The sequence below is a fragment of the Meridianimarinicoccus roseus genome, assembly GCF_003172915.1.
Classification (GTDB): Bacteria; Pseudomonadota; Alphaproteobacteria; order Rhodobacterales; family Rhodobacteraceae; genus Meridianimarinicoccus; species Meridianimarinicoccus roseus.
In genome coordinates this window covers 13,685-36,387 of the sequence record NZ_QGKU01000031.1, presented here as the reverse complement: position 1 = coordinate 36,387, position 22,703 = coordinate 13,685, and the positions used below count along the sequence as shown (strand labels likewise).

25 protein-coding genes are annotated in these 22,703 nt (G+C 66.7%); 9 read left to right on the top strand and 16 right to left on the bottom strand.

What is annotated here, in order from left to right:
- The first annotated feature begins 33 nt into the window (after window positions 1–33).
- The gene (gene dxs / locus DKT77_RS08470) at window positions 34–1,953 is read left to right on the top strand and encodes a 1-deoxy-D-xylulose-5-phosphate synthase (RefSeq protein WP_109811275.1); all 1,920 of its coding nucleotides are present in this window, start codon (window positions 34–36) and stop codon (window positions 1,951–1,953) included.
- Here dxs and DKT77_RS08465 read toward each other — a convergent pair whose 3' ends face one another.
- From DKT77_RS08465 to guaA, 9 genes are all read right to left on the bottom strand, one after another.
- Window positions 1,954–2,571, bottom strand: a complete 618-nt coding sequence (locus tag DKT77_RS08465; RefSeq protein WP_109811274.1) for a TetR/AcrR family transcriptional regulator — start codon at window positions 2,569–2,571, stop codon at window positions 1,954–1,956.
- Window positions 2,564–3,454, bottom strand: coding sequence for a polyphosphate kinase 2 (gene ppk2, locus DKT77_RS08460; protein ID WP_109811392.1), 891 nt, complete (start codon window positions 3,452–3,454; stop codon window positions 2,564–2,566). Before ppk2 ends, DKT77_RS08465 begins: the two co-directional genes overlap by 8 nt.
- A gap of 26 nt (window positions 3,455–3,480) precedes the next feature.
- On the bottom strand, window positions 3,481–4,449 hold the full coding sequence (locus DKT77_RS08455) for an alpha/beta fold hydrolase (RefSeq protein ID WP_109811273.1): 969 nt from the start codon (window positions 4,447–4,449) through the stop codon (window positions 3,481–3,483).
- The gene (metA, locus tag DKT77_RS08450) at window positions 4,433–5,350 is read right to left on the bottom strand and encodes a homoserine O-acetyltransferase MetA (protein WP_109811272.1); all 918 of its coding nucleotides are present in this window, start codon (window positions 5,348–5,350) and stop codon (window positions 4,433–4,435) included. Before metA ends, DKT77_RS08455 begins: the two co-directional genes overlap by 17 nt.
- Before the next feature lie 44 nt (window positions 5,351–5,394).
- Window positions 5,395–6,255, bottom strand: a complete 861-nt coding sequence (locus DKT77_RS08445; RefSeq protein ID WP_109811271.1) for an ATPase — start codon at window positions 6,253–6,255, stop codon at window positions 5,395–5,397.
- Window positions 6,256–6,544: 289 nt separating this feature from the next.
- A complete protein-coding gene (locus tag DKT77_RS08440) occupies window positions 6,545–7,768 on the bottom strand; it encodes an OmpP1/FadL family transporter (RefSeq protein WP_109811270.1) in 1,224 nt (407 codons plus the stop codon).
- 85 nt (window positions 7,769–7,853) lie between these two features.
- Window positions 7,854–8,780, bottom strand: coding sequence for a DMT family transporter (locus DKT77_RS08435; RefSeq protein WP_109811269.1), 927 nt, complete (start codon window positions 8,778–8,780; stop codon window positions 7,854–7,856).
- A gap of 51 nt (window positions 8,781–8,831) precedes the next feature.
- Window positions 8,832–9,014, bottom strand: coding sequence for a hypothetical protein (locus DKT77_RS08430; protein ID WP_109811268.1), 183 nt, complete (start codon window positions 9,012–9,014; stop codon window positions 8,832–8,834).
- A 143-nt stretch (window positions 9,015–9,157) separates the two neighbouring features.
- Entirely contained in the window at window positions 9,158–10,744 is a 1,587-nt protein-coding gene (guaA, locus tag DKT77_RS08425) for a glutamine-hydrolyzing GMP synthase (RefSeq protein WP_109811267.1), read from the bottom strand.
- Window positions 10,745–10,985: 241 nt separating this feature from the next.
- On the opposite strand from guaA, the gene DKT77_RS08420 reads away from it, so the two are divergent.
- Together DKT77_RS08420 and DKT77_RS08415 are read left to right on the top strand one after the other, a co-directional pair.
- Window positions 10,986–11,354, top strand: a complete 369-nt coding sequence (locus DKT77_RS08420) for a hypothetical protein (RefSeq protein WP_146204980.1) — start codon at window positions 10,986–10,988, stop codon at window positions 11,352–11,354.
- A gap of 133 nt (window positions 11,355–11,487) precedes the next feature.
- Window positions 11,488–13,047 (top strand): trimethylamine methyltransferase family protein, encoded by a 1,560-nt coding sequence (locus DKT77_RS08415; protein ID WP_109811265.1) that lies wholly within the window; start codon window positions 11,488–11,490, stop codon window positions 13,045–13,047.
- On the opposite strand, the gene DKT77_RS08410 is transcribed toward DKT77_RS08415, so the two are convergent.
- Complete coding sequence (locus tag DKT77_RS08410; RefSeq protein ID WP_238547758.1) at window positions 13,002–13,340, bottom strand: DUF6477 family protein; 339 nt, start codon at window positions 13,338–13,340, stop codon at window positions 13,002–13,004. The two genes, DKT77_RS08415 and DKT77_RS08410, sit on opposite strands and share 46 nt — an antisense overlap.
- A gap of 243 nt (window positions 13,341–13,583) precedes the next feature.
- On the opposite strand from DKT77_RS08410, the gene DKT77_RS08405 reads away from it, so the two are divergent.
- Window positions 13,584–14,774: a DUF6456 domain-containing protein gene (locus tag DKT77_RS08405; RefSeq protein WP_420798308.1), complete on the top strand. Its 1,191-nt coding sequence runs from the start codon at window positions 13,584–13,586 to the stop codon at window positions 14,772–14,774.
- A gap of 12 nt (window positions 14,775–14,786) precedes the next feature.
- Here DKT77_RS08405 and DKT77_RS08400 read toward each other — a convergent pair whose 3' ends face one another.
- Window positions 14,787–15,260: a hypothetical protein gene (locus DKT77_RS08400; protein ID WP_109811264.1), complete on the bottom strand. Its 474-nt coding sequence runs from the start codon at window positions 15,258–15,260 to the stop codon at window positions 14,787–14,789.
- Between the two features lie 103 nt (window positions 15,261–15,363).
- Here DKT77_RS08400 and DKT77_RS08395 point away from each other — a divergent pair, with 103 nt between their 5' ends.
- On the top strand, window positions 15,364–15,792 hold the full coding sequence (locus DKT77_RS08395) for a SufE family protein (RefSeq protein WP_109811263.1): 429 nt from the start codon (window positions 15,364–15,366) through the stop codon (window positions 15,790–15,792).
- Here DKT77_RS08395 and DKT77_RS08390 read toward each other — a convergent pair.
- From DKT77_RS08390 to DKT77_RS08375, 5 genes are all read right to left on the bottom strand, one after another.
- A complete protein-coding gene (locus DKT77_RS08390; protein WP_238547756.1) occupies window positions 15,789–16,355 on the bottom strand; it encodes a DUF1638 domain-containing protein in 567 nt (188 codons plus the stop codon). The genes DKT77_RS08395 and DKT77_RS08390 overlap by 4 nt on opposite strands.
- An 80-nt stretch (window positions 16,356–16,435) precedes the next feature.
- Window positions 16,436–16,588, bottom strand: a complete 153-nt coding sequence (locus DKT77_RS20935; RefSeq protein ID WP_238547755.1) for a hypothetical protein — start codon at window positions 16,586–16,588, stop codon at window positions 16,436–16,438.
- A 58-nt stretch (window positions 16,589–16,646) separates the two neighbouring features.
- On the bottom strand, window positions 16,647–17,354 hold the full coding sequence (locus DKT77_RS08385) for a corrinoid protein (protein WP_109811262.1): 708 nt from the start codon (window positions 17,352–17,354) through the stop codon (window positions 16,647–16,649).
- 147 nt (window positions 17,355–17,501) lie between these two features.
- Window positions 17,502–18,518 (bottom strand): betaine--homocysteine S-methyltransferase, encoded by a 1,017-nt coding sequence (bmt, locus tag DKT77_RS08380; RefSeq protein WP_109811261.1) that lies wholly within the window; start codon window positions 18,516–18,518, stop codon window positions 17,502–17,504.
- Window positions 18,519–18,638: 120 nt separating this feature from the next.
- Window positions 18,639–18,950 carry a DUF1476 domain-containing protein gene (locus DKT77_RS08375; RefSeq protein WP_109811260.1) on the bottom strand — a complete coding sequence of 104 codons (312 nt, stop codon included), beginning with the start codon at window positions 18,948–18,950 and terminating at the stop codon, window positions 18,639–18,641.
- A gap of 172 nt (window positions 18,951–19,122) precedes the next feature.
- Here DKT77_RS08375 and purC point away from each other — a divergent pair, with 172 nt between their 5' ends.
- From purC to DKT77_RS08355, 4 genes are all read left to right on the top strand, one after another.
- On the top strand, window positions 19,123–19,884 hold the full coding sequence (gene purC / locus DKT77_RS08370) for a phosphoribosylaminoimidazolesuccinocarboxamide synthase (protein WP_109811259.1): 762 nt from the start codon (window positions 19,123–19,125) through the stop codon (window positions 19,882–19,884).
- Between the two features lie 14 nt (window positions 19,885–19,898).
- On the top strand, window positions 19,899–20,138 hold the full coding sequence (gene purS, locus DKT77_RS08365; protein ID WP_109811258.1) for a phosphoribosylformylglycinamidine synthase subunit PurS: 240 nt from the start codon (window positions 19,899–19,901) through the stop codon (window positions 20,136–20,138).
- Window positions 20,138–20,806 (top strand): phosphoribosylformylglycinamidine synthase subunit PurQ, encoded by a 669-nt coding sequence (gene purQ, locus DKT77_RS08360; protein ID WP_109811257.1) that lies wholly within the window; start codon window positions 20,138–20,140, stop codon window positions 20,804–20,806. The genes purS and purQ overlap by 1 nt, the downstream gene beginning before the upstream one ends.
- Window positions 20,807–20,941: 135 nt before the next feature.
- On the top strand, window positions 20,942–22,699 hold the full coding sequence (locus DKT77_RS08355) for a sensor histidine kinase (RefSeq protein ID WP_109811256.1): 1,758 nt from the start codon (window positions 20,942–20,944) through the stop codon (window positions 22,697–22,699).
- The last annotated feature ends 4 nt before the right edge of the window (window positions 22,700–22,703 follow it).

Genomic DNA, 22,703 nt, shown 5'->3' with positions numbered 1-22,703 from the left:
ATTCGTTTTCCACACCTCACCCGGAGTCCCGCCATGAGCCGCCCCCAGACACCGACCCTCGACCGCGTCGCCGGACCCGCCGATCTGCGGGCTCTGGGAGACGCGCAGCTTGCCGCCCTCGCCGGGGAGTTGCGATCTGAGGTGATCGACGCCGTCTCGCAGACCGGTGGGCATCTTGGCTCGTCGCTCGGGGTGGTGGAACTGACCGTTGCGCTGCACGCGGTTTTCAACACGCCGATGGACAAGCTGATCTGGGACGTGGGCCACCAGTGCTACCCGCACAAGATCCTGACCGGGCGGCGTGACCGCATCCGCACGCTGCGCAAGAAGGGCGGGCTGTCCGGCTTCACCAAGCGCAGCGAGTCGGCGTTCGACCCGTTTGGCGCGGCGCATTCCTCCACCTCGATCTCGGCGGCGCTGGGGTTCGCGGTGGGGCGCGACATGGGCAAGCCCACCGGCGATGCCATCGCGGTGATCGGCGATGGGTCGATCAGCGCGGGCATGGCCTACGAGGCACTGAACAACGCGGGTCATGACGGGCGACGCCTGTTCGTGATCCTGAACGACAACGAGATGTCCATTGCCCCGCCCGTGGGCGCAATGTCGGCCTACCTGTCGCGGCTCTATGCCAATGAACCGTTGGCCAAGATGCGCAGCCTCGCCGAAGGGTTCGAGGCCGCGCTGCCCGCGCCGATGCGCGACGGGGCGAAGCGCGCCCGTCAGATGGTGACCGGCCTGACCGGCCAGGGCACGCTGTTCGAGGAACTGGGGTTTGATTATGTCGGCCCGATCGACGGACATGACATGGGCCAGCTTCTGCCGGTGCTGCGCGCGGTGCGGGCGCGGGCGACGGGGCCGGTTCTGATCCATTGCTGCACCGTCAAGGGCAAGGGATATGCCCCGGCCGAAAGCGCGGCCGACAAGTATCACGGCGTGGCAAGCTTCGACGTGGATACGGGCGCACAGAAGAAATCCAAGCCAGCCGCGCCCAGTTATACCGGCGTATTCGGCAAGACGCTGGCCGACGAGGCTGCGCGCGACCCCGATATCGTGGCGATCACCGCTGCGATGCCGTCGGGCACGGGTCTGAACATCATGGCCGACAGGTTCCCCGCGCGGGTGTTCGACGTGGGCATCGCCGAACAGCATGGCGTGACTTTCGCCGCGGGGATGGCCGCATCGGGGCTCAAGCCGTTCTGCGCGATCTATTCGACTTTCCTGCAGCGCGCCTATGACCAGGTGGTGCATGACGTGGCGCTTCAAGGGTTGCCGGTGCGCTTCGCCATCGACCGCGCCGGGCTGGTGGGCGCCGACGGGGCGACCCATGCGGGCGCGTTCGACCTGTCCTACTTGTGCGCGCTGCCGGGCTTTACCGTCATGGCTGCCGCCGACGAGGCCGAGTTGATGCACATGGTCGCCACCGCCGTTGCCCACGACACGGGGCCGATCGCCTTCCGCTACCCGCGCGGCAACGGCACCGGGGTAGAGATGCCCGATCGCGGCACGCCGCTGGAGATTGGCAAGGGCCGTGTGCTGCGGCGCGGCACCGATGTGGCATTCCTGTCACTCGGCGCGCACCTGGCCGAAACGCTGGACGCCGCCGATCTGCTGGCTGGTGACGGGCTGGCTGCGACGGTCGCCGATGCGCGCTTCGCCAAGCCGCTGGACAAGGCGCTGCTGGCGGATCTTGCGGCCACGCACCGCGCGCTTGTCGTGGTGGAGGAAGGTGCGCAGGGGGGCTTTGGGTCGATGGTGCTGCACGAGTTGGCTGCGACCGGCGCGCTGGACGGGCAGCTTGCCGTGCGCTGCGTTCATCTTCCGGACCGCTTCATAGACCAGGCCAGCCCGGCCGAGATGTATGCCGATGCCGGCATGACCGCGCAGGACATTGCCGCAGCCGCGCGCCGGGCGCTTGGGCTGCCCGAGAACGTGGTTCGGCTGAACCGTGCCTGATCAAGTGTCGGGCGGGATCAGCCCCAGCCCGCGCAGGTAGATGCCGACACCGGTTTCCAGTAGGTCCTCGGGCGGATAGGGGGCCTGCGTGCCGGGACTGCCGCGCGCGAACAGTTCCACCACCCCGTGCGAAAGCGCCCAGATATGTGCGCTGACCATCGCCGCGGGCGGGCGCTTCGCCGGGGGAATATGCTGCGCAAGGTCCATAGCCGCGCGTTCCAGCACATTGCGGGAACGTTCCGCCACGCGGGCAAGGTCGGCGCTCGCATTCACGGACACGCCACTTTCGAACATCGCCACGTAGTGCCCCGGATACTTGCGCGCGAAGGCAAGATAGGCGCGGCCAGTCGCCTCGAATGCGGCCAGCGCGGTCGGCTTTCCGCCATCATAGGCGTATTCCATCAGGTCGGCGAAAATCTCGTAGCCCTGGCGCGCGGCCTCGGCGATCAGCGCCTCGCGCCCGTCGAAATGACGATAGACCGCAGCGGGCGTCACCCCGGCCAGCTTGGCCGCCTCGGACAGCGTGAACCCGGTCGGCCCGCGTTCGGCGATCAGTTCCAGCGCCGCCTCGACCAGCGCCTGCCGCAGGTTGCCGTGGTGATAGCCGCGCTTAGTCATCCCACAGGTCGGGGCCGCCGCAGATCTTGGGATCGGGCGTCTTGACGACATCGTCGTCTCGCCCGTCGTACGGCACGCAGGATAGCACGGTGCGGATCGCCGCCAGGCGCGCGCGGCGCTTGTCGTCGGACTTGATGATGGTCCAAGGCGCATGGTCCAGATGCGTCGCCTCGAAGGTTTCGCGGATCGCCACGGAATAGGCTGTCCAGCGGCGCAGCCCGTCCACGTCGATCTGGCTGAGTTTCCACTGCTTCAAGGGGTCGGATTCCCGGTCGAGGAAGCGCCGCAACTGTTCGGCCTGACCGACGTTCAGCCAAAGCTTCACAAGGTGGATGCCGTCCTGCACCAGCGCGCGTTCGAACCCCGGCACCTGCTGGAAGAACAGGTCGCGTTCGGCCGTAGTGCAAAAGTCGAACACCCGTTCCACCACGGACCGATTGTACCACGAACGGTCGAACAGAGCGATCTGCCCGGCGGTCGGCAGTTGCGCGATGTAGCGCTGAAAATACCATTGCCCGGCCTCGGTCGGGCTGGGCTTGGGCAGGGCGACCACGCGGGCGACGCGCGGGTTCATGTTCTCTCGGAACCGTTTGATCGTGCCGCCCTTGCCGGCCGCGTCGCGCCCTTCGAACAGCACGACGACCCGCGCCCCTGTGCGCTGCACCCAGTGCTGGAAGCGCGCCAACTCGATCTGGAGTGCGAAGAGTTCGGCCTCGTAGGCGCCTTCGTCCATCCTCTCGTCATAGGGATAGGGCGCGCGCAGTATGGTCTTGCGGTGCTTGCCGATGGCGCTGCGCACGTCTTCGGGGGCTTCGGTTTCGAAAAAGCGCGTGATCGCGCCTTCGAATGGCAATTCGGCGGGGGGGACGGACGCATCGTTCATGTTCAACAGCTAGCCGCAGCGCGGTGTCAACGCAATCCGGCACGCTCGGCCACGCGGTCCACGGCGGCGGTCACATGGTCCGGCATTGCGTGGTGCGGCATGTGCCCGACCCCGGGCAGCACCGTGAGCACCGCGTCCGGCAGAAGTGCGGACAGCGGACCGGAATGGACGTGCAGCGGCACGATCTCGTCGGCATCGCCGTGCAGAAGCTCGACCGGTATCTCAAGGCCGGGATAGTCGCCGGACATCTCCACCACATGCGGACGCAGCCCGTTGACCTGTCGGGCGTTCGCACGCAGCAGCCCGCGCCGCAAGGCCATCGGCAGTCCGAACTCGGCCGGATAGCTTTCGGGCATGGGCTGCGGCGCGAAGATCCCGGCAAGCACCTGCCGGGCATAGGGTAGCGGAACCCACGCCGTGATCGCGGGCACCACCAGCGCGCCGCCCAGCAGGCTGGAGTTGATCCGGTAGCTGGCGTTCAGCGTGCCCGGCCAGGGCATCGTCGCGCCCGCCAGCAGCACCACGCCCGCGGTATCTCCGGGCTGCTCGAGAGCCCAGGCCAGCGCCACCGATCCGCCGAAGCTGTGGCCCACCACCAGCGGGCGCGCGATGTCCAGTTGCCGCGCCGCCGCCTGCAGCAGCGCGGCCTGCTGGCGCGGCGCGTCGAACCGCCGACCCGCGGTGTCGGCCGCGTCGGTATGGCCGTGGCCGGGACGGTCGAAGGCGATCACGCGATAGCGGTCTGACAGGCGCGCGGCCAGATCGAAGGTGAAATCGCGCAGGCTGCCGCCCGCACCGTGGATCAGCACGATGTCCGGTCCGGCTCCGGTCACATGGGCATGGACCTGCACCCCGCCCACGTCCAGAATCTGCCCCAAGGGCGGGTAGGCCGCGCGCGCCGCCGCCTCGCGCTGGCCCGCGCGCCAGTAGGTGGCGGCAATCGCCAGCGCGGCCAGCACCAGAACTGCGAGCAGGAGGTTACCGGCCAATCGCATCGATCTCGAACGGGGTGTGCTGATAGATCTCGTTCAGCCAATTGCCGTAGAGCAGGTGAGCGTGGCTGCGCCAGCGGTTGCGCGGTGTGCGGGCCGGGTCGTCATCCGGATAGTAGTTGCCGGGCACGTTGATCGGCTTTCCTGCGGCCACGTCGCGGTCGTATTCCTCTTTCAGGGTGCCGCTGTCGTATTCGAAGTGGTTGAAGATATAGAGCGCGCGATGCGCCGGATCCTCCACCAGGCAGGGGCCGGTCTCGTCGCTGGCCAGCAGCGTTCTAAGGCCGGGCGCCATGTCGATCTCGGACTGGCGCATTTCGGTCCAGCGGGAAACCGGAATGACGAATTCGTCCGAGAAGCCGCGCAGATAGGGCGATGTGGGGTCCATGATCTCGTGATGGAAACAGCCGAACAGCTTGTGGTTCAGCAGGTGCTTCCGCACGCCGTGGAAGTGGTGGATCATCGCCATGCCGCCCCAGCACACGCCGAAGGTGGACTGCACGTTGGTCTGTGTCCAGTCCATCACCTCTTCTAGCTCGTCCCAGTAGGTCACCGCTTCGAAGGGCAGATGCTCGATCGGGGCGCCGGTGATGATCAGCCCGTCGAACTTGCGCGCCTTGATTTCCTGGAACGGACGATAGAATGCCTCCATATGTGCAGCCGAGGTGTGCTTGGACTGATGTTCGGTCATGCGGATCAGGGTCAGGTCGATCTGCAACGGGGTCGCGCCGATCAGACGGGCAAACTGCGTCTCCGTCTGGATCTTCTTGGGCATCAGGTTGAGCAGGCCGATCTGCAGCGGCCGGATGTCCTGCGCGATCGCCTTTGTGTCCGACATGACCATGACCCCCTCGCGGGCGAGAACGTCATGGGCGGGCAGGTCGGCAGGGATCGTGATGGGCATTGGAAAGGCGGCCTCGATACGGAGAGCTTCAGATAACCCGGCGATCACCCCTTCTCAAGGCTTTGGGCCACGAGTTCGATGAACCCTTCGGCATCGGCCACCAACGCGACATCGGACGCGTCCACCGTGACGCCCCAGTGTTGCGCCATCGCGGCATAGCGCGGTTGCCGATGGTCCAGCGCTTGGGCATACGTCCAGCGCACGAAGGCGTCGGGATCGACCTCTGCCTCGGCTACGTCGTTTTCCGCAAGGTATTGAGCCCACTTGGCTTTCAGGAAGCCCGGTTCGTAGTACATCGGCTTAGGAGCGCGGTCGAAGCGGCGCACGAGTTCGGCGGTGTGGTCGGGCGTGCCGCGGATCCAGACCATGAGCGTGGTGTCGGACAGCGTCGTCAGAACCGGGTCCTCGGGATCGTTCGGGTCCACCACCTCGCAGATCGACCCGCCGCTGTCACACACGAAGCTGTGGTAATTGTAGATGTCAGCGGCACGTTCGATGAAATGCGGTGTGTCCAGCAGCGACGCGATCTCGGCGGCGCGGTGCTGTTCCTGGCGGCGGAGATATTCGGAAAACGGCAGGCCCCCGAGATCCGGGTTGCCGGGTTTGCCGAGATAGGTGGAGAGCGGCGCGAGGTTGTCGAAGGTGATGTTCGACGCGATGTATATCGAATCGCTGAGAAGCAGGTCGCGCAGGAAAGGGTTGCGCATCGCCTCGCGCTTGAAGTTGTCGACGATGTGATCGCCCATGTATCGAGTGCCGATACGATAGTCGATCGAGTAGTGAAACCACCCGCCGGACGCACGCAACATGTTGGAAACATGTGTTTTCCCAAGGCCGGACATGCCAAAGAGCAGCAGCTTGCGGTCGGTCATGCCGCGCCATTCGTCGGCGGTGGGTCGTGTCATGTCATGCCCCTGCGATCTGTTGACACCGCCCTAGCAGGACGCTGCGGGACGGCTCAAGACAAAGCGCGCGGCGGGTGCGAAAAAGCGGGCGCGCGCTGGTGCGCGGCCGCCTCGGATGTGCCACGCAGAACGGCGCAGAACAGCCGTGGCCAGCCTATATGAATCGCATATGATTCTCGTATGAAACCCGTATGAGTCCTGCCCGCGCATGCCGCGCGTCGCCGCCACGAAACTGCCCCGCCTTTGCCGCCTTGAGACCGGCGGGCAAGGGCGAGGGTGTCGCGCGGGATCAGAACGAGTAGCCGATCTTGAAGCCGAAGGCGATCGCGTCGTTGTCGGTGAAATCGGCGCGGGCCACGTCAGGCGTGCCGGTTTCGGGCTGTGCGTCGCCGAGCAGGAAGTAGCGCACGCCGGCAGAGTATTCGACGCTGCCCACGGTGTAGCTGCCGCCGACGGCGAAGGCCGTGTAGCCTTTGGTCGGCGAGAGCGGCGAGACGAGGTTGTCGCCGTCGACGATGTCGCGGACCACCGATGCACGCGCCGCGAAAGCGGGGGTGAAGCGGTGCGCCACCCCGATTTCGTAGGTATGCGCATCGTCGATGGACACAAGCTGCGCGCCGGTCGCGCGCCGGAACTGGTCAGGGTTGATCTTGAATTCCGACCAGTCGGCCCAGCGGTAGTTGGCGAAGACCAGCGTGTTCTTGGCCACACCCGACTGCAGGTTCACATTGACCGATTGCGGGGTGTCTACGCTCGTGGTGCCGCCTGTGAAGGTGGCGCTTCGTCCGCCGCTGGCGCTGAAGGATTCGGTGGTGCCGAAGTCGTGGGTTATCTTCGAGGTGTAGGTCACCGCGAGGCGCAGGGCGATTTCGGGCACCTCGTAGGCCGCACCAAGCTGGTAGCCGTAGCCCCAGTCCTCGTCGAGTTCGACCTGGTAGCCGGACACCGCGTTGCTGTTGCGAGCCCCGCCGCTCAGGGCGCTGACCTGCGCCGCGCTGAGCGGTGCGCCGGTCGGACCGAACACGGTCGGGCCGCCATAGGCCAGACCGTCGAGGCGGATCTTGCCGTCTGCCCGGTCAGCGCGCAGCCCGCCATGGACCGAGAAGTTCTCGGTCAGCTTGTAGCGGGCCAGCAGCGACAACGCGTAAGTGTCGGCCACCGCCGAGGTGCCGCCGAGGAAGCTGGTGCCCGGATTGCCGTCATAGTTGATGTCGGACCCGTAGTCCTGCTGGCCGGTGAAGGCGAGACTGAGACGGTCGTTCAAGTCGTACTTGATGCCGAAATTTACCAGCGTGAAGCTGTCGGCGACACCGTCGTATTCATAACGCCGCGGCAACGCGCTCGGCCGGTCGGTGCCGGTCACGTCGGGGATCGTGCGCGAGATGCCGATCTCGGCATAATTGCCGCTGCGGAAGATGATATCGTTGTTATTGGCGGCGCGGTCGATGCCGCCTGCCGACGCGGTGGTTGCGGCGGCCGCTGCCAGGGCTGCGATGGTTGCCGATGTCTTCATGGTGTTCTCCCCCCGGAACGTGCTGTTGTTCCTCGGTCTCGTGCTTAGGGCGGCGGGCGATTCTCCGTCAACTTGGAACGTCACGTCACCGATTCCCGTGACGCAGCGTATCGGCCGGATGCGGGGCCGGTGCGGGGTTTCGCTGCCACAGGTTAAGCAGGTTGGCCGCAAGTATAACACCGCTGCCGACGATCACGAACGGGTCGATCCCTTCAAGATAGACCAGCGCGCCGACAAGAGCGATGGCGGGCAGGCGCAGGAATTCCACCGGCACCACCAGCGTTGCGGGGGCCAGCGAGAGCGCGGTCGTGAGGCAGAAATGCGCGGCGAGCCCGGCAAGACCGATTATCACGACCAGCGGCCAGACCTGCGGCGCGGGCCAGGCGATGGCGCCGTCGTGGCCTGCCAGCGCAAGGCCCATCGCGCCCTGCATCACCGTAAGCCAGAACAGGATGCACAGAATCGGCTGGTCCGAGGTCAGCTTGCGGGTGACCAGCGACGAGCCGGCGAAGCCGATGGCGCAGGTCAGCGCCGCCAGCGTGCCGATATTCACCGGCACCATGCCGGGGCGGACCACAATCACGATGCCCGCAAAGCCCAGCAACACCGCCAGCACGCGGCGCAGGGTCAACCGTTCGCCCAGCACCAGCGGAGCGGCCAGCGCGACCCAGATCGGGTAGGAGGCTTCGAGCACGGCCACCTGCGCCAGTGGGATCACCGTCAGCGCGTAGAACCAAAGGTTCTGGCCGGTGAAGTGGAACAGGTTGCGCAGTGTGTGCAGGCCCAGTCGGTCGGTGCGGATGTCGGACCTGCGGCGCAGCGCCAGCACCAGCCCGGCCACGATCATGAGGCCAATCAACGAGCGATAGGTCATGATCTCGAACGTGTCGAGGCTGCGTCCCGCCTCGCGCCCGGCCACGGCCATCGCTGTGAAGGAACAGACCGCCCCGAGCGCCCAGAGGGCGGCGAGCAGGGGTGCGTGCGGGCGAGGGCGTAGGATTGGTGCGGGCATGGCGTCCCGGTGGCCCGCGCCGCCGCCAATGTCAATCTGCAAGCCGCGGTGTCAGAGATTGACCATCAGCGCGCGGGCCATCACTCCGAAGGCGACAAGCAGCAGCAGGGCAAAGCCGAGGAACCTGTAGAAGCCAGCCGTCATCAGCAGCGGCTTGGCGTCGAAGCATTTTCCGCAGCGTTCCCCGGACAGGCGCATCCGGTGACCGCAGGTCGGGCACGTGAACACTCGCATGGCATGGGTCCGGTGAGTCCTCTGCATGGTTGACCATGCGTTAACCACTGGTTCCTGCGCAAGCGCGGGGCCGGGCTGCGCCGCGCCCCGGGCCGGCTTTGACGGGTTGCCGGTTTATTGATCGCCGCGTGAGGGCGGCTGCATCATTCCCATTCGATCGTGCCGGGAGGCTTGCTGGTGATGTCGTAGGTCACCCGATTGATTCCCGGCACTTCGTTGATGATTCGAGTCGCCGTTTCGCCCAGGAAGTCGTGGCTGAACGGGTAGTAGTCGGCGGTCATCCCGTCCACCGAGGTCACGGCGCGCAGCGCGCAGGCGAAATCGTAGGTGCGCCCGTCGCCCATGACGCCCACCGTGCGCACCGGCAGGATCGCGACGAAAGCCTGCCAGATCTCGTCATAGAGCCCGTGCTTGCGGATCTGGTCGAGATACACGGCATCGGCGCGGCGCAGGATCTCCAGCTTTTCGCGGGTGATCTCGCCGGGGCAGCGGATGGCAAGGCCGGGGCCGGGGAAGGGGTGGCGTCCGATGAACCTGTCAGGCAGGCCAAGCTCGCGGCCCAATTCCCGCACCTCGTCCTTGAACAGCTCGCGCAGCGGTTCGACGAGCTTGAGGCCCATCTTTTCCGGCAGGCCGCCGACATTGTGGTGCGACTTTATGGTGACCGACGGGCCACCCGAGAAGCTTACCGATTCGATCACGTCGGGATAGAGCGTGCCTTGCGCGAGGAATTCGGCGCCGCCGACCTCTCCGGCATGCTTCTGGAAGACGTCGATGAAAAGGCGACCAATGGTCTTGCGCTTGCGCTCCGGGTCCGATTCGCCATCGAGCGCGGACAGGAACAACTCCGATTCGTCGGCATGGATCAGCGGGATGTTGTAGTGGTCGCGGAACATGGTGAGCACCTCGTCCGCCTCGCCCTGGCGCAGCAGGCCATGATCGACGAAGACGCAGGTGAGCTGGTCGCCGATCGCCTCGTGGATCAGGACGGCGGCGACGGAACTGTCCACCCCGCCGGACAGCCCGCAGATCACCTTGGCGTCGCCCACCTGTTCGCGGATCTTCGCGACCGCCTCGGCGCGGTAGGCGCCCATGGTCCAGTCGCCGGTGAAGCCCGCGAGCTTGACGAAGGCCGCGAAGAAGCGCTTGCCGCCGGGGGTGTGGTGCACCTCGGGGTGGAATTGCACGGCGTAAAAGTGCCGGTCCGGGTCGGCGGTGATGGCGAAGGGCGCGCCCGGCGAGGTGCCGTAGATCCGGAAGCCGGGGGCGAGGGTCTTGACGTTGTCGCCGTGGCTCATCCAGACCTGTTCGCGCCCGCCGTCGAACCAGCCGTCCAGCAGGTCGAGCGGCGTGTCGGCGGGTGTGACGAAGGCGCGGCCGAATTCCGCGGTGCCGGGGGCGCGGGCCACCTCGCCGCCGAGCTGGGTCATCATCACCTGCTGGCCGTAGCAGATACCGAGCACGGGCACGCCGAGTTCGAACACCGCCTGCGGCGCGCGGGGGGAGCCGTCGTCGAGCACGCTGGCCGGGCCGCCGGAGAGCACGATGGCCCGGGGGGCCATGGCGCGCAGCAGGGCGTCGTCCACCGCGTTGAACGGGTGGATCTCGCAATAGACGTTCAGCTCGCGCAGGCGGCGCGCGATGAGCTGGGTGACCTGGCTGCCGAAGTCGATGATCAGAAGCCGGTCGTGCCGTGTCGGGCTGGGGGAGGGGGTCTCGGACTGGGTCATGGGCAGCCTTTACGCGCGCGGCGGCTCGGGTGCAATCCGTGGCAGCCGCGAGGCGTACCGGAAGGCGTTCTCTGATCCATGACCTGACGCTGACCGGGTCCGGCCGCCTTGTCGCAATCGACCTGCGGTCGGAGCTTGGATCGGGCATGAAGGGGCGATCATCGACGTCGTTGCGGTTTACGACAGTTCCGCCGCTACGATGGGCGGTGCGCCGGACTTTGCACGCTATAGGGATCTGAGCGTGTCGGTCGTGGGTGATGTCTTAACCCGAACCGGTGCCACCCGGAACGATTTCGGCCAGTGGAGCCGATACACGCCCGGTATCCGGGCTATCCTGACGCTGGATTTCGCCACGCTGCCCAGTGGCCCGCCTCTGGCGTTCACCGCGACCGAAACATGCCGGAAGTGTCCGGCCGACTTCACCATTTCAGGCTGTTTCAAGGTATTTAGCGCCTTTCGCTGCGGCAATGGCTGCCCCAGCCCGGACGGGTCTGCCTTCGTCGCAAAATCGTCGGCCTCGGCGGTGCTGCAACGGGTCGGTCCGTCACTGCTGTCGACCGCGAGAGGCGCCTTCGCGATCGGGGCCCGGCGCAACGGCATGATGGCCTGACCACCGCTGTGCCGCCTATGGGCCCGGCAATGTCGCTTTTACCCCAAAAGTGGCGGGAACGCGCATCGCGGCCCGGTCCCGAGCCGCTATCCCCGAACGCAAGTTATGAGGCACGGCGACAGGGAGCTGGCAAATGGCGGCGACGGACGAGGCGGTAGGCGGGCGGCGGCGCGGGCGTGCGGGGGGCGGCGGCGCGGCCCGGCGTGCGGAGCGGACGGCGGTCGTCAGCGAGACCGCGCGCGTGATCGAACGCCTTGTGCCGACCGTGGAGGTGCTGGACACCGAGGCGCTGGAGCGGATCGAGGACGCGGCCGAGCAAGTGCTGGCCGAGATCGGCGTGAATTTCGTCGACAATCCGGCCGCGCTGGCGCGCTGGCGCGACGCGGGCGCGGACGTTCAAGGCGAGCGCGTGACCTTCCCGCGCGGGCTCGTGCGCGGGTTGTGCGCCACGGCGCCGGGCCGGTTCACGCAGCACGCCCGCAACCCGGCCAAGTCGGTGGACATCGGCGGTGACCGGCTTGTGCTGGCGCCGGTCTATGGTCCGCCCTTCGTCCTCGATCTCGACGGGCACCGCCGCTACGCCACGATCGCAGATTTCCATGATTTCGTGAAACTGGGCCAGATGACGCCCTGGCTGCACCATTCCGGCGGCACGGTGTGCGAGCCGACAGACATCGCAGCGAACAAGCGGCATCTCGACATGTTGCTGGCGCACATGACGCTGTCGGACAAGCCGTTCATGGGGTCTGTCACCGAACCCGAGCGCGCGCGCCACAGCGTGGAGATGTGCGAGATCCTGTTCGGCGCGGATTTCGTGGCGCAGAACACCGTCCTGACGTCGCTGATCAACATCAACTCGCCCCTGACCTTCGACAGCACCATGATGGGTGCGCTGGAGACCTATGCCGCCGCCGGGCAGGCCTGCATCCTGTCCCCCTTCATTGTCGGAGGAGCGATGTCGCCGGTCACGGTGGCAGGCACGCTGGTGCAGGTGCTGGCTGAGGTGCAGGTCGCCATTGCCTACAGCCAGTTGATCCGCCCCGGCGCGCCGGTCATCTTCGGCGCCTTCGTGACCTCGATCGACATGAATTCGGGCGCGCCCACTTTCGGCACGCCGGAAGCGTCGCAGGTGATCTTCGGCGCGGGGCAACTGGCGCGGCGCATGGGCGTTCCGTTTCGGTCCGGGGGCGGCTTCACGGGATCGAAACTGCCCGATGCGCAGGCGGGTTATGAAAGCGCCAATTCACTGAACACCGCGTTGCTGGCCGGGGTGAACTTCATGCTGCATGCCTGCGGCTGGCTGGAGGGCGGTCTGGTCGCCTCGCCCGAGAAATTCGTGATGGATGCCGACCAGCTAGGGGCACTGCACCGGCTGGCCGCGCGGCCCGCTGTGGACGACATGACGCTGGCGATGGACGCGCTGCGCGAGGTCGGGCCGGGCGGGCATTTCCTGGGCTGCGCGCACACGCAGGCCAACTTCAAGACCGCGTTCTGGCGCAGCGGCGTGCTGGACTACCGCCCGTTCGAAACCTGGGAGGATGACGGGGCGCCGGACACGCGCCGCCTGGCCAACGCCAAGGCGCGCAAGATGCTGGCCGATTACCAGCCCCCCGCGCTGGACCCCGCGATCCGCGAGGCGCTGGAAGCCTATATCGCTAGGCGCAAGGACGAGGTGGCCGACGCCTTCGCCTGACCCGGCCCGGTGCGGTCCGCCGCGCCGCGCCCTTCACCGATCAGCGCCGCCAGCACCGTGACGTGCCGCGCTGCACTGTAGCCCGCGCCACGCAGGCGGCGGGCGTCTTCCATCTCGCCTTCCAGCATCAGCAGTTTCAGCACCGCTTCGGCCGGTCCGGCCGGAGCGCTGCCTTTCAGCAGGCGCCGCAGCACCGGCCCGCCGGGCTGGTAGCCTTCGGCCGCATGGCGCGCGGCGCTGACCAGAAGCGCCGGGCGCTGGAGGGATTTCAGCAGGGTGATCGGATCGTTCATGGCAGTCTCCTGGGCACGATATGGCCCGAGACTGATGCTCAACCTATGGGTGTTGCATGTTCGACGATCAAGCGGTCGGAGCTCTCACCAAGATTTAGGCATTATAAACAATGCTTAAGAAAGCGACCAATTTTAATAAACCTGAAATAACAGATGATTCAGGTTTTTGTAATGCACTCCGGTGGGATCGCCGCGGACCGGAGGTGAGAGAGTTGGGGAGACAGACGAGTGACGAAACTGGCTATGGTGTCATCTGGAACGGCCCCGGAGCGTGTCTGCCAGCCGGTCCGCCCGTCGGCCCGACGCCCGGACTGGGTGCCGGAAGCCGCGGTGCATTACCTGCACCATACCGAGTTGGGCAGGTCGATCCGCGAGATCGCGCGCGAGACCGGCTATCATGCATCCACCGTCCTGCGCCGGGTCCGGCGCTGCGAGAACAGGCGCGACGATCCGCTGGTCGACGGCGCCTTCGATCGCCTCAGTGTGCTTGGCGCGACCCGCGCCCCGAACCATGACGACATCAAGGAGAGCCGTAAGATGACCGCCACCATTCAGGCCCGGTTCAGCGCCGACCAGACCAACGACCTTTCCGAAGCCGCTTTGCGGGTCCTGCGCAGGCTGGCCGAGACCGGGGCGGTTCTGGCCGTTGCCAAGGAGATGGAGAAAGCAGTGGTCGTGCGCGATCTGCCCGGCGGCAAAAGCGCGCAGACCACCGTCGTGCACCGCGAGGTCGCCGAGGTGATGGCGCTGAACGAATGGATCGCCGCGCGCGGCCGCGGGGAGAGCGGCGGCGAAGCGTCGGGCCGGGTGGCGCGCTATGTCATCACCGGGCTGGGGCGCGCGGCGCTGAAGCGCATGCTGGAGCGGCAGACCGGCGGCGCGGCCGGAGCCGAGGCCGACGGGTTGGCCGAGGCGGGCCAGCCTTATGCCGCGCAGCACCGCGAATGGGACGATCGCCGGGGCCGGGATGCCGGGGGCGCGCGCAAGGCACGTTACAATATCGCGGAGTCGCCTTTGAGTGCTCTCGCGCGGCGGCGCGACAAGGACGGCAAGCTGTTCCTGTCGGATGACCTCGTGGCTGCGGGCGAGCGTTTGCGCGAGGATTTCGAGTTGTCCCAGATGGGCCCGCGCGTGGCGCAGAACTGGGACAGCTTCCTGACCGGTCCGCAAAAGGGCGGTGGCGGGCGCCGCGAGGCCGGGTCGAACTCTGCCCAAGCCGCGCGGGACCGGGTGCAGGCGGCGCTCGCGGACCTGGGGCCGGGCCTGGGCGATGTGGCGCTGCGCTGCTGCTGCTTCCTCGAGGGGATCGAGAGCACGGAGAAAACGATGGGCTGGTCGGCTCGGTCGGGCAAGGTGGTGCTGCGGATCGCGTTGCAGCGGCTCAAGCGACATTACGAGCAGACCGGCGGGCGCCACATGTCGATGATCGGCTGAACGCGCGCGGCTTCAGCGGCGCGCGGTGCGGCTGCCGTCGGCACCGACCACGGTGATCTGGCGCAGCCCGGCAAGGCTGGTGCCGCCGATGAACACCGCCGCCGTGACCTGCCGTGTGGCGGCGGGCCCGCCCGAGGTGGCGACGGGCGCGCCGTCCGCATCCACCGGCGGGCGGGCATGGAAGGTGTAGCGCCGCGCAGTGTCGGGAAGGTCGGCGCTGCGGTCGCGCACGAGGCCCACATCCCAATAGCCCTGGCCCGACGTCAGCCCGGTCGCGGTCAGGATCGCGCCGCCTGGCGTCGGCTCCAGCGTCACGGCGGTGACGGTGCCGACCAGCGGTCGGGTGTCCAGGGCCACAGCGGCATAGCCACCCTCGGGTTCCAGCGTGGTTGGATCGGACCGGCCGAACGGCCATCCGGAGCAGCCTGCGAGCAATGACAGCAGGGCGGCGAGAAGCAGGAGAGAGCGGGGCGCAAGCATGGTCATGGCGACCGGTTAGCCCAAACGCGCTGGCTTGGGAAGGCTTGGTGATACTGGACGTGCCGGTCCGCGTGCCTTACCTCCCACCCATGTTAAGGAGACGCAGTGCATGGCAACCGAAAGCTTCGAAGAGATCGCCGAGACATTCGAATTCCTGGACGATTGGGAGGATCGCTACCGGCACGTGATCGAACTTGGCAAGGCGTTGCCGCCGCTGGAGGACGCGTTCCGCGTGCCAGCCACCAAGGTCGACGGCTGCGCAAGCCAGGTATGGATCCTGCCGCAGATCGACGGCAGCGGGCCGCAGGCGCGGTTCGATTTCCGGGGCGAGAGCGATGCGATGATCGTGCGCGGGCTGATCGCGGTGCTGCATGCCCTGTATGGCGGGCTGCGCGCGGACGAGGTGCTGCGCGTGGACGCGGCGGCCGAACTGGCGCGGCTGGGCCTCAACGATCACCTGTCTGCGCAGCGATCGAACGGGGTGCGCGCGATGGTCGAACGTATCCGCAAGCTGGCGGGGGAGACGGCGGCGGCCTAGGCGCGCTCCAGCCAGCGGGGCAGGTCGCCGTAACCGGTCCCGCGCCGCTCATGGGCCAGCCCCAGCCGCGCGGCGCACTCACGCGCCTGCGCGTCGAGCGCCGGATCGTCGGTCTGGGCGAGGTGCACGAGTTTTGTATAGTGGCCGAAATACATGTCCCGAAGTTCTGCGTGCCGGTCGAGACCTAGCGGTTCCCACACGAAGGCATCGAACTGGCGCACCAGGAAATCGGTCAGGTAGAAGGCCGTGATCTCGTCATCATGGGCGGCGAAGCGGGCGCTGCCCTCGAAGAACGCGTAGCAGTGTGGCGCATCGATCATCGTCACGCCGAGCCGGTCGCACAGCGCCTCAAGCTGCCCACCGGTGCCGCAATCGCCGTAGGCGATCACGATCCGACCGTGGTGCGGGCGCGCCGCCATCACCGCCGCCTCCACCGCTGCCGGGATGCGTTCGGGTCGATTGTGCAGTTGGGCGGGCAGGCAGGTCAGCGCGAGATGGTGCCAACCGTTGCGGTCACGGATATCGAGGATTTCCCGCGCGAGCGCGCCGCAGGCGATGACCAAGACGGTGTCCGTGCAACCGTCGGAGACAGCAAGGTCGTGAAGTCCGGCATCTGGCCGGAGCCCTGATCGCAGGGTGCGCGTCACAGTCGCCGGTAGAGCAATAGCGATGCCAGCAAGGTCGCTGGCAGCAGCGCTGCCCCCGGCACGCCGACAAGGCTGACCAGCGTCACGGTCGCCGCGGCGGCTAGAACGACGGCCCCGATCATCATCATCAGAACGTGGATGGGCATCATGTCTTTCCTGCTTGGTCCGGGCCCGGCGCGGCGGGCAGGCACCGCGGTCCAGCGCGGGTCAGACTGCGGTTGCCATGCTGTTGTGCCGCCGGGCCATGAAGGTCTTGGCGGTTTCAACCGCGACGGCGGCATCGCGGCAATAGGCGTCGGCGCCGATGGCGCGCCCGAATTCCTCGTTCAGGGGCGCACCGCCAACGAGAACGATATAGTCGTCACGGATGCCTTTTTCAGCCATCGTGTCGATCACGACCTTCATGTAGGGCATCGTCGTCGTCAGCAGGGCGGACATGCCGAGGATGTCGGGCTTTTCGGATTCCAGCGCGTCAAGATACTTCTCGACTGCGTTGTTGATGCCGATGTCCACCACCTCGAAGCCCGCGCCCTCCATCATCATCGATACGAGGTTCTTGCCGATGTCGTGGATGTCGCCCTTCACGGTGCCGATCACCATCTTGCCGACGCGCGGCGCGCCCGTTTCGGCCAGCAGCGGCTTGAGAATGGCCATACCGCCCTTCATCGCGTTCGCGGCCAGCAGCACCTCGGGGACAAACAGGATCCCGTCGCGGAAATCCTTTCCGACAATGGTCATGCCGCCGACCAGCGCCTCGGTCAGGATATTGTAAGGTTCCCAGCCGCGATCTAGCAGGATGTGTACCGCTTCCTCGATCTCGTCGCGCAGGCCGTCATAGAGGTCGTCGAACATCTGCTGGACGAGTTCGTCGTCCGGCAGATCTGCGAGGATCAGGTCGTCGTCTTCGTCGTTCATGGTCACATCCCGCTTCCCTGGTCGCACTATGGCCGCAGTCTGGCCGCGATACTGGCACTGATACCGACCCCGGTTTCCCGTTTATCGGACCAATCGGGCCGTGCGGACTGTGCAGATTGCGACCCTTGTCGGGGCGGGAGCGACTTGTCAGCCGGAACTGCGGCCACGGCGCCGGGGGCGCGGTGGCGCTGCGGGTCCGTCCAGCCCGTCGGTGGCCGATGAAAAGCCGCCAAGCGCCGCGGTCACATCGTCGAGACTGGGGCGCGGACCGGGCACGTGCTTGTCCAGCGCCACACGCATGGCGCGAAGGTGATCCGGCGTCGTGCCGCAGCAGCCGCCGACTATCGTCGCACCGCTGTCCACCGCCAGCCGGGCATAAAGCGCCATTAGATCGGGCGTGCCGTCGTAGTGTATATGACCGTCCACGTATTTCGGGATACCGGCATTGCCCTTGGCGATGATGGGACGTTCAGCGCCCTGCGCGGCGAAGCCCAGAACAGTGCGCAGAAGGTCCGATGCGCCGACACCGCAATTCGCCCCGAAAGCCAGCGGCGGGTGAGGCAGCCCTTCGACCAGCGCGACCATGTCGGCGGCGGTCAGTCCCATCATCGTGCGGCCCGCCGTGTCGAAACTCATGGTGCCGCACCACGGCATGTCCGCAAGGCGTGCGGCCTCGGCGGCGGCGCGGTATTCGTCGGCGGCCGAAATCGTTTCGACCCAAAGCACGTCGACCCCTCCGGCCTTCAATCCCTCGGCCTGTTCGAGGAAAATCTCGGTCGCCTGCGCGACGGTAAGCGCGCCCATCGGGGCCATGATCTCTCCGGTCGGGCCCATGGAGCCCGCCACGATCACCGGGCGCTCTGCGGTATCGGCGACCTCGCGGCCCAGTTCGGCCGCCATGCGGGACAGATCGAAGGCGCGGTGTGCGGCATCGTGCAGTTTCAGTCGCGCGGCGTTGGAGCCGAAACTGTTGGTCAGGAACAGATCGCTTCCCGCCTCGACCGCGCCGCGGTAGAGCGCGCGGATCTTGCCGGGATGCTCTTCGTTCCAAAGCTCCGGCGCGTCGCCGGATTCAAGGCCCATGTTGAACAGGTTGGTGCCCGTGGCCCCATCGGCCAGCAGCGGGCGACCTTCGGACAGGCGGCGGGAAAGCAGGTCGGACATGGGAGAACCTTGCCAGCGGGAGCGCCGGACGTCCAGCGCGCGGCGGAATTGGGGCGGCGCCCGGCGAATCCGGGCGGCGCAGGGCGTGGCCCGGCGGTGCGTGCCGGGTGCGCGGCGGCGCTATTCGTCCGCCAGTTGGGCCTTTGCGACGGTCAGCATCTCTTCCATCTTGGCGCGGATCGTCGCCTCGTCGGCGAGCGTGCCGAGATCGCCCATCAGCTTGCGCACGACATCGTCATGGCCCGCTTCCTCGAAATCTGCCTTGATCACCTCTGCGGCATAGGCGGCGGCATCGTCGCCGGACTTGCCCAGAAGTTCCGCCGCCCAAAGTCCGGTCAGCTTGTTGCGGCGCGCGACTGCCTTGAACTGCATCTCCTCGTCATGGGCGAATTTGTTCTCGAACGCGTTCTCGCGATCCTTGAAGGTGTTCATAGCCGTACTCCTGTCAATCTCGGGCCGGTTTGGGCGCGTGTCGGTTATGGTCGCTCGGGCCCGGACGGGCAAGAGGCTTGGCGGGGCTGTTCTTGCGACACTTGTTCCGTTGCCGTATATGCGCCAAATTCCCGGTGCGCCTCCGCGCACCTTTTGCCAGAACGGAGACAACATGGCACGCCGCAAAAAAGTGTACGAAGGCAAGGCCAAGATCCTCTATGAAGGCCCGGAACCGGGTACTCTGGTTCAATATTTCAAGGACGACGCCACCGCCTTCAACGCGCAGAAGCATGACGTGATCGAAGGCAAGGGGGTGCTGAACAACCGGCTGTCCGAATTCTTCATGACGGGGTTGAACGACATCGGCGTTCCGACCCATTTCATTCGTCGCATCAACATGCGCGAGCAGCTGATCCGGCAAGTGGAGATCATCCCGCTGGAAGTCGTGGTGCGAAACCGTGCCGCAGGATCCATGAGCAAGCGGCTCGGGATCGCCGAGGGGCATGTGTTGCCGCGCCCGGTGGTGGAGTTCTACTACAAGGATGACAAGCTGGGCGACCCGCTGGTCACGGAGGAGCACATCGCCGCCTTTGGCTGGGCCAGCCAGCAGGATATGGACGACATGGTGGCGCTGGCGCTGCGGGTGAACGACTTCCTGTCGGGTGTGTTCATGGGGGTCGGCATCCGGCTGGTGGATTTCAAGATAGAGATCGGCCGGATCTGGGACAACGACTTCCACCGTCTGATCGTCGCGGACGAGATCAGCCCCGACAGTTGCCGCCTGTGGGATATCAAGACCGGCCAGAAGCTGGACAAGGACGTTTTCCGTCAGGATCTGGGCAACCTAGCCGATGCCTATACCGAACTCGCGCGGCGCCTCGGCGTGCTGCCCAAGAACGCGCAGCCGATCACCCGGCCGACGCTGATCAACTGAAAGGACCGCCGCCGATGAAAGCTGTCGTGCATGTGATGCTCAAACCCGGCGTCCTCGACCCGCAGGGAGAGGCGGTGCGCCACGCGCTTGGCGCTCTGGGCTTCGGCGGGGTCGAAGGCGTTCGGCAGGGCAAGGTGATTGAACTGGATCTGGCCGATGGCGACACGGCCGAGGCCGAGGCCCAGGTGCGCCGGATGTGCGAGAAGCTGCTCGCCAACACGGTGATCGAAAGCTACCGGATCGAGATCGCCTGATGCGCGCCGCTGTGATCGTCTTCCCCGGGTCGAACTGCGACCGCGACCTGGCTGTCGCATTTCGCGCCGCCGGGGTGGAACCCGTGATGGTCTGGCACAAGGACACGGCCCTTCCGGACGGCATCGACATCGTCGGACTGCCGGGCGGGTTTTCTTTCGGTGACTACCTGCGCTGCGGGGCCATCGCCGCGCGCTCGCCGATCTGCCGGGCGGTGGTCGCCCATGCGGAACGCGGCGGGATGGTGCTGGGCATCTGCAACGGCTTCCAGGTGCTTCTGGAGGCGGAGTTGCTGCCCGGTGCGCTGATGCGCAATGCCGGGCTGAAATTCCTGTGCAAGCCGACCGTGCTGCGCGTCGGCACCACCGACAGCCCGTTTACCGGCGGGTTCGAGAGGGGCGCGGAGGTGACCTTCCCCATCGCGCATCACGACGGCAACTATTTCGCCGATCCCGACACGCTGGCCCGTCTCGAGGGCGAGGACCGGATCGCTTTCCGCTATGCCGAAAATCCCAACGGATCGGCTGGCGATATCGCGGGTATCGTGTCGGAAAACCGCCGCGTGCTCGGGCTGATGCCGCACCCCGAACGGGCCATCGACCCGCTGCAGGGCGGCACGGATGGTGCGGTGCTGTTCGCGGCGGTGGCGGGCGCGCTGCAGGTCGCGTGACCGGTCCGGCCTGACGGGCGCGGATCGGCGCCGCACCGCCAGAGCGACGCTGCGGCATCGGCGGAGCCTTGCCGGACCGGGGTTCGCCCGCCACATTGGTCTGGCAATCGGTGCGGGTCAGGGGCACGCTGCAGAATGATCGATGCTTCGCCACAGGACGAGGACGGCTACCCCCTGCCGCGGCGGCTGCGCCAGCGGCTGACCTTCGTCGCGCTGGTGCTTGTGGCGCTGGTGGTCATCGCCGTGACGATCATCGTGCTGGGCGAACGCCGCACCGAGGCGATCCGCAACCAGGCCGAATTGCGTCTGACTCTGTTCGCCGGCAACGTCATGAGCGAATTGCGCCGCAGTTCCATCGTGCCGCAGCTTCTGGCACGCGACCCGCTGCTGTCCTCTGCGCTGGAATCGCGGGACTACTCGCAAAGCTCGCAGCGCCTGATCGAATACCGCGACGAGATCGGCGTGGCGCGGCTGATGCTTCTGGACCGCGACGGGCGGACCGTCGCTTCGTCCGACCGGGTGGATCTTGGCAAGGACCATCGCAACATGCCGTATGTCGTTGACGCACTGCGCGCCGACACGACGGTCTTCACCTCCATCTTCGGCGAATCCGGGCGCCCGCTTTTCGTCTATTCGCGCAAGCTGACCCGCGCGGGTGAATTGCTCGGCCTCATCACCGTGGAAGTGGACCTGTTCAAGTACGAACGCAGCTGGGACGGGATCAGTGAAGCGGTGATCGTGAAGGACAGCAACGATGTGGTGCTGCTGACCACCGAACCGCGCTGGCGCGGAAAGACCGAGGCCGAGGCGCTGGCACAGGAGCCGCCCAAGAACGCGCTGATCCGTGCCCTGCGCGCGCGCACGGACGTGTTCGATCCGGAGAACAGCGTGCTCGACGGGCAATCGGTGATGCGCAGCGAGGCGCGCATCCCGTTCCAGGGCTGGCGGATCATCAGTTTTTCCACCTACACGCCGGTGCGCGAGCGGGTGGCGTCGGTGGTCGCGGTGCAGGTGATGGCCTTCGCGATCCTCGCGGCGGGCCTGTTCTACCTGACCTCGCGCGCGGCCGAACGCCGGTCGCTGCGCCTGCAGCGCGAGTCGGCCGAACTGCGCAAGCTGAACCTGCTGCTCCAGCGCGAGATCGCGGAACGCCAGAAGGCCGAGAAGAACCTCGAAGTGGCTGAGCAAACCATCGCGCAGTCGTCCAAGCTGGCCGCACTCGGCGAGATGTCGGCGGCGGTCAGCCACGAACTGAACCAGCCACTGGCCGCGATGAAGACCTACCTTGCCGGCGCGCGGCTGCTGGTGCGCCGCCAGCGGAGCGAAGAGGCGATTGTCAGCTTCCAGCGGATCAACGACCTGATCGACCGGATGGCGGCAATCACGCGGCAGTTGAAGTCCTATGCCAGCAAGGGCGACGAGGCGACCCGACGGGTGGACCTGCGCGCGGCGGTGGACAGTTCGCTCGCGATGATGGAGCCGCAGTTCCGCCAGCGTGCCATTGGCCTGACCGTGAGCCGCCCCGACACGGCGGTGGACGTTCTGGGTGAACAGTTCCGGCTGGAACAGGTGATCGTGAACCTGCTGCGCAACGCGGTGGACGCCACGCGCGGGCAGCCCGATCCGCAGATCGACATCATTCTCGTTGCGGGCGATCAGGTTACCTTGTCGGTGCTCGACAATGGCAGCGGCATCGCCGATCTCGAGGCGCTGTTCGAACCGTTCTACACGACCAAGGCCGCGGGCGACGGATTGGGGCTGGGGCTGGCGATCTCCAGCAGCATCGTGGCCGAACTGGGCGGCCGCCTGACCGCGCGAAACCGGCCGGAAGGCGGCGCGGTGTTCGAAATGCGCCTGCCGCGCTTCGGCGACGACAGCATCGCGGCACAATGACATG

Coding starts and splice junctions, on each gene's coding strand:
- DKT77_RS08445 (WP_109811271.1), bottom strand. CDS start 6,255: ATGACACGACCCACCGCCGACGAATGGCGCGGCATGACCGACCGCAAG.
- DKT77_RS08355 (WP_109811256.1), top strand. CDS start 20,942: ATGATCGATGCTTCGCCACAGGACGAGGACGGCTACCCCCTGCCGCGG.
- DKT77_RS08435 (WP_109811269.1), bottom strand. CDS start 8,780: ATGCCCGCACCAATCCTACGCCCTCGCCCGCACGCACCCCTGCTCGCC.
- guaA (WP_109811267.1), bottom strand. CDS start 10,744: ATGACCCAGTCCGAGACCCCCTCCCCCAGCCCGACACGGCACGACCGG.
- DKT77_RS08375 (WP_109811260.1), bottom strand. CDS start 18,950: ATGAACACCTTCAAGGATCGCGAGAACGCGTTCGAGAACAAATTCGCC.
- purQ (WP_109811257.1), top strand. CDS start 20,138: ATGCGCGCCGCTGTGATCGTCTTCCCCGGGTCGAACTGCGACCGCGAC.
- DKT77_RS08455 (WP_109811273.1), bottom strand. CDS start 4,449: ATGCGATTGGCCGGTAACCTCCTGCTCGCAGTTCTGGTGCTGGCCGCG.
- purS (WP_109811258.1), top strand. CDS start 19,899: ATGAAAGCTGTCGTGCATGTGATGCTCAAACCCGGCGTCCTCGACCCG.
- purC (WP_109811259.1), top strand. CDS start 19,123: ATGGCACGCCGCAAAAAAGTGTACGAAGGCAAGGCCAAGATCCTCTAT.
- DKT77_RS08415 (WP_109811265.1), top strand. CDS start 11,488: ATGGCGGCGACGGACGAGGCGGTAGGCGGGCGGCGGCGCGGGCGTGCG.
- dxs (WP_109811275.1), top strand. CDS start 34: ATGAGCCGCCCCCAGACACCGACCCTCGACCGCGTCGCCGGACCCGCC.
- DKT77_RS08385 (WP_109811262.1), bottom strand. CDS start 17,354: ATGAACGACGAAGACGACGACCTGATCCTCGCAGATCTGCCGGACGAC.
- DKT77_RS08395 (WP_109811263.1), top strand. CDS start 15,364: ATGGCAACCGAAAGCTTCGAAGAGATCGCCGAGACATTCGAATTCCTG.
- bmt (WP_109811261.1), bottom strand. CDS start 18,518: ATGTCCGACCTGCTTTCCCGCCGCCTGTCCGAAGGTCGCCCGCTGCTG.
- DKT77_RS08465 (WP_109811274.1), bottom strand. CDS start 2,571: ATGACTAAGCGCGGCTATCACCACGGCAACCTGCGGCAGGCGCTGGTC.
- DKT77_RS08440 (WP_109811270.1), bottom strand. CDS start 7,768: ATGAAGACATCGGCAACCATCGCAGCCCTGGCAGCGGCCGCCGCAACC.
- DKT77_RS08410 (WP_238547758.1), bottom strand. CDS start 13,340: ATGAACGATCCGATCACCCTGCTGAAATCCCTCCAGCGCCCGGCGCTT.
- DKT77_RS20935 (WP_238547755.1), bottom strand. CDS start 16,588: ATGATGCCCATCCACGTTCTGATGATGATGATCGGGGCCGTCGTTCTA.
- ppk2 (WP_109811392.1), bottom strand. CDS start 3,454: ATGAACGATGCGTCCGTCCCCCCCGCCGAATTGCCATTCGAAGGCGCG.
- DKT77_RS08405 (WP_420798308.1), top strand. CDS start 13,584: ATGGTGTCATCTGGAACGGCCCCGGAGCGTGTCTGCCAGCCGGTCCGC.
- metA (WP_109811272.1), bottom strand. CDS start 5,350: ATGCCCATCACGATCCCTGCCGACCTGCCCGCCCATGACGTTCTCGCC.
- DKT77_RS08400 (WP_109811264.1), bottom strand. CDS start 15,260: ATGACCATGCTTGCGCCCCGCTCTCTCCTGCTTCTCGCCGCCCTGCTG.
- DKT77_RS08430 (WP_109811268.1), bottom strand. CDS start 9,014: ATGCGAGTGTTCACGTGCCCGACCTGCGGTCACCGGATGCGCCTGTCC.